This is a genomic window from Candidatus Chloroploca mongolica, assembly GCF_004762035.2.
Lineage (GTDB): Bacteria > Chloroflexota > Chloroflexia > Chloroflexales > Chloroflexaceae > Chloroploca > Chloroploca mongolica.
In genome coordinates, this window is sequence record NZ_SIJK02000111.1 from 1 (window position 1) to 7345 (window position 7345).

6 protein-coding genes and 2 pseudogenes are annotated in these 7345 nt (G+C 60.1%); 4 read left to right on the forward strand and 4 right to left on the reverse strand.

Translation table 11 applies throughout. The features are described from left to right. Nucleotides 1–401, reverse strand: a 401-nt coding sequence (locus EYB53_RS24535; RefSeq protein WP_205712761.1) for a hypothetical protein, incomplete at its 3' end; no start/stop codon positions are given. A gap of 422 nt (nt 402–823) precedes the next feature. Here EYB53_RS24535 and EYB53_RS24540 point away from each other — a divergent pair. Then, on the forward strand, nt 824–1693 hold the full coding sequence (locus EYB53_RS24540; RefSeq protein ID WP_135482118.1) for a site-specific integrase: 870 nt from the start codon (nt 824–826) through the stop codon (nt 1691–1693). Further along, nucleotides 1690–2049, forward strand: a pseudogene (locus tag EYB53_RS24545) (transposase zinc-binding domain-containing protein); the annotation flags it as partial. The gene EYB53_RS24540 and the pseudogene EYB53_RS24545, both read left to right, overlap by 4 nt. Nucleotides 2050–2154: 105 nt before the next feature. Here EYB53_RS24545 and EYB53_RS24550 read toward each other — a convergent pair. Genes EYB53_RS24550 through istA form a run of 3 tightly spaced genes read right to left on the reverse strand, consistent with a single transcriptional unit; the run spans nt 2155 to nt 4443 of the window. Further along, nucleotides 2155–2415 (reverse strand): hypothetical protein, encoded by a 261-nt coding sequence (locus EYB53_RS24550; protein ID WP_135480787.1) that lies wholly within the window; start codon nt 2413–2415, stop codon nt 2155–2157. After that, complete coding sequence (gene istB, locus EYB53_RS24555) at nt 2408–3193, reverse strand: IS21-like element helper ATPase IstB (protein WP_135482122.1); 786 nt, start codon at nt 3191–3193, stop codon at nt 2408–2410. Before istB ends, EYB53_RS24550 begins: the two co-directional genes overlap by 8 nt. After that, nucleotides 3190–4443: an IS21 family transposase gene (gene istA, locus EYB53_RS24560; protein ID WP_167857609.1), complete on the reverse strand. Its 1254-nt coding sequence runs from the start codon at nt 4441–4443 to the stop codon at nt 3190–3192. Before istA ends, istB begins: the two co-directional genes overlap by 4 nt. Before the next feature lie 120 nt (nt 4444–4563). Here istA and EYB53_RS24565 point away from each other — a divergent pair. Next, nucleotides 4564–5316, forward strand: a pseudogene (locus EYB53_RS24565) (IS91 family transposase); the annotation flags it as partial. A gap of 485 nt (nt 5317–5801) precedes the next feature. Then, complete coding sequence (locus EYB53_RS24570; RefSeq protein ID WP_135482128.1) at nt 5802–6863, forward strand: pentapeptide repeat-containing protein; 1062 nt, start codon at nt 5802–5804, stop codon at nt 6861–6863. The last annotated feature ends 482 nt before the right edge of the window (nt 6864–7345 follow it).

Here is a 7345-nt window from a genome sequence, read left to right on the forward strand (position 1 = left end):
ACCACGCTCGACGAGCGAAGAAGCGGCCTCGCACCAAGACCCTGCAAAGAAGGCGATTGTTTTGACGCAAAGGCGCAAAGGCGCAAAGGCGCAACGTTTTTCGCGTACGTGAGCGAACCCTTCGCGCCTTCGCGCCTTCGCGTGAGCTTCTTTGCAAGATACTGTTGGCAAACGAGCGTCGGTGGGGAAGCAAGCTCCTCAACCAGGCCATTTGCGGGCCTGAGTGGGGAGTGACAGCGCCACAACTCTTGTTTCAACGCCTGTTTTGCTTCCTCAATGGGGGCAAAATGGTTAAAAACCGAGTTTGCCAACGGTATCTTTGAACCGCATTGGGACGAGGCCTCGTCGGTGCGGAATGCATCGTGTTTTCGGCGGACAGCGGTGCGTACCTGATTGAGCAAGCCGGGGCGTTTTTGGTAACAAATTCATTTGTACTTTTTTCTTAGTGATAAATCTAAGTGTACAATAGCTTCTCTGATGCATACCATTTGATCAGCTTGAATGATACGACATGTCGTATCCTCGACACTTGAGGGCAGGGTTTAGACTGCGAAGAAGTGGCCTAGCACCGACCAGGATCGTGGCTAGGCAGCAACCGTGCGGCGTAGCACTATACAGAGCAGATTTAGGTGGTATCATCGCGGTATAGAACGGGTAAGGCTCATCTAGGCCGCTGAATCGCTGTCTAATTCATGTTGAACGAAGCGCTACGCGCAGCCTGAATCTCCTCCCTCTGCCCCTCCTCTTGCTGACCACTTGGCCGCTGCCCACTCCTGTGTGATCATCCCTCCTATCGCTACTCATGAGCTGATAGGAGGTTACCATGACCCCGTTACGCCGGCGGATGATCGAAGATATGCAGCTGCGTGGACTGTCGGAGCGCACCCAGGAGACCTCCACCCGGGCCGTGCGCCAGTTGGCCGAGCACGATGGTGTCTCACCCGACCAACTGACTGAGGAGGAGGTGCGCCAGTCCTTCATCGTTCTCCACACTGAGAAGCGCCTCGCCCGGGCCAGTTGCACGATCGCCCTCTGCGCGATCACGTTTTTCTCCGAGCGGACTCTCCCGCGCCAGTGGGCGATGTTGGACGTCGTGCGTCCGGCGAAAGGGCAGAAGCTGCCAGTGGTGTTGCGCCCCGAGGAGGTCGGGAAGATCATTGGGCTGATCCGACTCCCACCCTATCGGGTCTGTCTCAGCCTGATTGCCAGCTGCGGACGGCGCCTCCTCGAAGGCGTGCGGCTGCAGGTGCCCCAGATTGACCGTGGTCGCATGCAGTTGCACATCCAGGCCGGCAAGGGCAAGAAGGACCGGTCTGTGCCCCTGCCGCCCCGCCTGTTGCCGCTCCTCCGCCGTCACTGGTGTCCCCATCGGAATCCGGTCTGGCTCGTTCCGAGCCCCGGTCGCCGTGGCGAGGAGCGGGCCACCGCCACCGGGCCGATGGAAGAACGTTCGCTCCAGAAAGCCTTCCGCCTTGCCGTGGCCGAGGCCGGCATCCACACGTCTGCCTCGGTCCACACCGTGCGCCACGCCTGGGCCACCCATCTGCTTGAGAACGGCGTCAACCTGCACCTGATCCAGGTTTGGCTCGGCCACAGCTCGCCAACCACCACCACGATCTCTACCCACCTCACCCGCACGGCCGAGCAGCAGGCCGACGCCGCCCTGGAGGCGTTCACGGCTGGCCTGTCGTGATCACCCTCGGCGACGTCTTCCGCCGCGATGGGCCAGCCTACCGCGCTCGCTGGGGCAGCCAACGATCGCCACCGCAACTCGCGGCCATGCACGCCATTGAAGCCTGTCGGACGGAGGCACGAGGCGGGCAGCTCTACCGCTGTCCGCACTGCGACCAGGTGCGCTCTGCGTCCCACTCCTGCCGCAACCGTCACGGCCCCACCTGTCAGCAGGATGCGGCGCAGGACTGGCTGGCCCGCCAGCACGACCTGCTGCTGCCGGTGCCATCCTTCCTGGTCACCTTCACGCTGCCCGGGGCCCTCCGCGCCATCGCCTTCCAGCACCAGGCTCAGGTCGATGACCTGTTCTTTCGCGCATTGTCAAGGCCGGTTTATTTTTGACCCAGATCGCCGGGTTGCTTTTGACCCACCTCGGCGGTTGGGGTGGCGCGGCCGGGCAGAGGGCACGGGCCGCGCGGGCGATCAGACTTCCGGGCGTGTGTGGTTGTTCTTCCCTCCTTCGTTCGGCTGACCTTCCCTGAGCAAGGTCTCCAGCCGGGCCTGGGTGATGCGCTGGGAAGCTCCCAGCGCGATCCTGCGAAGCGTACGCTCCTGGCGGCGATAGGCCGTACGGTCCAGCCGGAGGCCGGCAGCTGGCAGGCCGGGGCCAAAGACCCACTGCTCCGCAACCACCGGCGGTTTGTGTGGTGGTGTCGTCTGGTTTTCGCGGGAAATGTTACCCAACACGTGCCTCCTCCGGGCTCAGCGGGCGCGGCTCGCCGGTGCGGGTGCCCTGCGGGTGGTCGGCGGGGAGCCGCTGGCGCATCCGGTAGCTCCGCCCGTTGATGGCCACCACCTCCGCGTGATGCAACAGGCGGTCAAGCAACGCACTCGCCAGCACCTCATCCCCCAACAGGGTGCCCCATTCGGCGAAGGTCAGATTGCTGGTCACGAGGGTCGGGCGCCGTGCGTAGCGGGTGCTGAACAGCTCAAACAGCGCGTGGGCCTGGTCATCACTCATCCGGGTGTAGCCAACTTCATCCACCACCAGCACCGTCGGCTGACTGTAACGCCGCACCGCTGCCAGCCCCCCGCGTGGCCCCGCTTGCGCAAGCTGCTGGCTGAGCTCGCGCAAGGTGACGAACAGGGCCGAGTGGCCCGCTTCCAGGGCCGCCGTGGCCAGACTACAGGCCAGATGGGTCTTGCCAACGCCCGGAGGCCCCAGGAAGACCACATTGGTGGCCGTCTTCACAAACGACAGACCCGCCAACTCGCGCAGCATGCGCTCGGAGACGCTCGGCTGGAAACTCCAGTCGAAGCTATCCAGACGGGCCGCAAAGGGCAAGCGCGCACTGCGCAGGCGGCGCTCCTGGGCGCGGGCCTGCCGCTCGGCGAGCTCGCGCTGGAGGGCCAGTTCCAGAAAGGCCTCGTAGGAGAGTTGCTGCTGGCGGGCTGTCTCCAGCAGCGCGGGCAGCTGGGCCGGCAGGCTGGTCAGGTTCAGTTGGCTCAGGAGCGTGCTCATGCCGCCACCTCCTGCTGGTCGGCCAGCGCGGCCCGGTCGCTGGGGGTCACGCCGCAGAGCTGGTCATACTCGGTCAAAGGTCGGCGCACCGGTATGGGCGGGGCGCTCACCTGGCGCCCCAACGGGGTAGGCTGGGGTGGGCGGGTGCTCGCTGGTGGCACCCCGGTGAACTGCTCGGGGTGCAGCACCTGCACGCCCGAGACCGAGCGCACCTGGTGCTGGGTGATGAGTTGGCCCCCAAACCAGATGCTCAAGCACTGCTGGCGCAGGCCCACCTGCACGACCCGGCCGGTCAGCTGCGCGCTGGCCGGCAGCCCGTAGAGCACCCCGTCAAAGGACACAAACCCGTCGCTGGTGACTTTGCGCTCCTCCAAGGCAAAGCGTTCCCAGGCGAAGCCGGTGGGGCGGGCAGCCAGATCTTCCTCAACCCAGCGGTCCAGGGGCTTCATACGCGTCGTGGCGTGGACACGCTGGTTGCGGCGGTCACACCAGGCCAGCGCCTGGCGGTTGAGGTCGTCCAGGTCGGTGAAGGTGGCCCCGGGCCAGAAGCTCTCCTTGACGATCCGGATGGTGCGCTCGACCTTGCCCTTGGTCTGCGGGGCATAGGCCCGACAGACGCGCGGGATGACGCCGATGGCGGCCAGGAAATCGGCCCAGTGCGCATTCCAGATCGGGGTGGAGCCGTCCATCTGGAGCAAGACACTCTTCATGCGGTCGGCCAGGGCCACGCGGGGCAGCCCGTCGAAGTACTCGGCCGCCTGCATAAAGCAGCGGATGAGGGAGGCCACATCAGAGCGCTTGACGAAGCAGACGAAGCGCATCCGAGAATAGCCGAGGACGGCCGTAAAGCCATAGAGCTTATGGGTGTGCTGGTCACGCTCGAAGAGGAACTCGCCCCAGTCGATCTGCACCTGCTCGCCGGGCGTGGTCTCGTAGCGGCGGGCGGGGCGGTGGCTGCGGCGCGGGGGGCGTAGCGGGGTAACGAAGGCCCTGAGGATGCTGCTGGAGCCCGTATAGCCGTCGGCCCGCAGGCGCTCGAGCATGGTCTCGCAGTTGAGCAAGCGGTCGTCGTGAACCCAGCGGCGGATGCGCTCCTTGAACGGGTCGAGCTTGGATTGGCGGCGGGGCCGGGGCGCGGCCACGGGCTTGCCGCGGAGATACGTGCGGACGGTATTGCGCGCGATGCCGGTCTGCTCGGCAATGGCGCGGATGGACTGACCCTGGGCGGCGAGGTCACGGATAGTATACACGCTGTGACTCCTAAGCATAGACCCCTCTCTGCTCGTACGACGAGTGAGAGTGTAGGCCATTTCAAGGGTGGGTCAAATCTCCGTCGGCGATCTGGGTCAATTCTACACCGTCCTGTACACGCCTCGGCGGCGACACTCCAGCAGGTGGCCCAGGATCCGCGCTTCCTGGGTGGCCAGATTGGCATGGTCGGCGTCGTGCAGACCTGGACGCGCGACCTGCGCTCCCACCCGCACATCCACGCTCTCGTCCCTGGTGGTGGGCTGGCCGCTGATGGGCGCACGTGGCAGACCGCCAAAGCCGACTTCCTCGTCCACGTCAAACCGCTGGCCATCCTCGTTCGCGCCAAGCTCCAGGCGGCATTGCGGCAGACTGATCTGTGGCGCAGCATCCCCGCTGCGGTCTGCTGGCAACAGGACTGGGTGGTCGACTGCCGCCCGGTCGGAAGTGGACGAACGGCGCTGAAGTATGTGGCCCCGTACGTCTTCCGGGTGGCGCTGAGCAACCATCGCATCCTGGGCATGGCTGACAGCGAGGTGACGTTTCGCTCTCAGGATGGGGAGACACGCCAGACCCGCATCAGCACGCTGCCAGCGGAGGTGTTCATTGAGCGATTCCTCATGCACATCCTGCCCAAAGGCGTCGTGAAGGTGCGCTCCTCCGGCCTCTTCCGGGTCGGGGCGCGCCAGCAGCTGGCACAACTGCGTGCCCAACTCGTCCTCCCGCAGCGCACGGTGGCGCTGCTCCCAGCAGGGGAAGAGACACCCGAGCCAGCCACCCGTATGGGGCCAGGGTGCCCCAGGTGTGGTCACGAGCTGCGGCTGGAGCGTCTGCTGCCCCCGCAGCGTGCGCCACCTGCGCAGGCATCCATCGCAGAAGAGACCGCTTCGCTGGCATCGTCGTCGGGCAGCCCCGTCATGCGCGCGTGCTTCGGGTTGCCCGCATGTGGCTCGTGTGGACACCGCCTCCGGCAGGAACCCATGTCTGCGGCATGGCCGGTGTCTAGCGGCCCGCCAACGAACAGCTTCTGACCGGCCGATGCTGACCTGATACGGCACGACCCACCTGATCCCGTGTGCGACCCTCGGCACACCTCGCCCCGACCCCCCACCGGAAATCCCATATGCGTCAGCGACCTGAACGCTCCGGCTTCGTTCAACAAGGATGATGTGGCGGCTGCGCGCCACATGAATCCTTAGTTCGTTGGGCGGCCTGAGAAAAGTTGCCACGGGTGCAAGGCTGTTTATGCGAACGCTTGTTTTTCCAAGATCAGATACGGCTCAATTGACAACTTTCAGAACAAGACGTATTCTTATAGGGGGCTATAATCTTAAGTAATCAAGAATAAACGACTAAAGTAATGCAAAGATTTACAAATTTATTAATAAGCTTTTTTAAATCCAAAATCAATAAAACAAACCCAGATTATGCGTCGTATGGTGTTGCTGTGTTTTTAGTAGTATCAGCCTTGGGCTGTCTTATATTTGGTATCTTAGTAGATAATGATTTCTGGAAGGTTAGCCAATGGTTTTCTAAAGTAGTTAGTTCGTTTTATCCGAATATAGTGACAGATGCGTTAGGAATTGCCTTTACTATTTTTATACTTGACCAACTAAATGCAAAAAGGGCCGATAGACAATTAAAGGAGCAGTTAATACGGCAATTAGCAAGTCCTGACCAAGGCTTGGCCATTCAAGCTTTGGAGGAATTAAGATCAAAAAAATGGGCAATAAGTGATGGCTCATTGCAAAAAGCCAGATTACAACGAGCAAATCTACAGGGAGCAAATCTCATACTGGCTGAACTATCTGACGCAGATTTCACACTAGCTAATCTTCAAGAAGCGATCTTTGTCGGTGCAAAGATGCAACGAGCAAAACTTTGCGGTGCGATTTTACAAGATGCATCTTTCCAGGGTGCAGAACTATGTGGGGCCGATATGAAAGGAGCAAAGCTTCAGAAAGCAAACTTCTACAAGGCTGAACTACAATCAGCAAACCTCTTTATGGCAGAAATGCAAGGAGTTGATTTAAGAGAAGCAAATCTAGAGGATGCTGATTTAGGAAAAGCTGATTTAAGAGGGGCTAATTTACAGCAAGCAAAAATGAAAGATGTAGATCTATTTCAAGTAGATATGAGTACAGCAAATCTTACAGGGTGTCATATTGACGACAAAGAATTAAGTCGAGCGAAATCTCTTAGGCGTGCAATTATGCCAGATGGACAACTCTATGATGGGCATCTTCGCCTTTGGGGCGATGTATTGGGAGAAAAAATTCTAGAGGAAGTCAATGGAAACCCTCTCCCATCTAGTGAAATAGCAGAATGGTACGAAATATCTTTAGATACTTACAGGAATGGACAACAAATATATAATAAAAATCTACTAATAAGCCTGCTTAATACGCCTTTGGAACAATAAAGCTACTATCACGCCGCCCAACATCGGCTCGCACCTGACGCCGCTGGTGCGTCTATGAACCTGGCGCGTTTTTCATGCGCGTCGCGTGCCGTCGCGTGGTGCCATTAATCACAGCTGCCAGCGGCGCAGGTGAAGCCCGGCGTTGGGCGGTCAACGCAACCCATAAGCCCATGCCGAACAGGATGGTAGCACTACCGATCAAGAAGCATCGGCTCACAGCGCGGGAAAACCGTTGAGCCAGAATGCTCATACCATTTCATTCGGAGCAAGCCTTTAATAGTTGATAAATCTCAACTATTAACAATACCCTCGCCAAAACGGAATGGCTAAGACGGACGCCGTTCTGATGCGGAATCTGGCACTCCAATAACCCGAAAGTAGTATGCGTACATGTTCTAAAAATACCCACCAAATCCCTCAGGAAGTATCAATACCCTCGCCAAAATCATACCGCGATCGACTCCGTTTCAGCCGGATGAATC

Bases quoted from the DNA above. Each gene is read 5' to 3' on its own strand.
- EYB53_RS24570 (WP_135482128.1), top strand. From the start codon at position 5,802: ATGCAAAGATTTACAAATTTATTAATAAGCTTTTTTAAATCCAAAATC.
- istB (WP_135482122.1), bottom strand. From the start codon at position 3,193: ATGAGCACGCTCCTGAGCCAACTGAACCTGACCAGCCTGCCGGCCCAG.
- EYB53_RS24540 (WP_135482118.1), top strand. From the start codon at position 824: ATGACCCCGTTACGCCGGCGGATGATCGAAGATATGCAGCTGCGTGGA.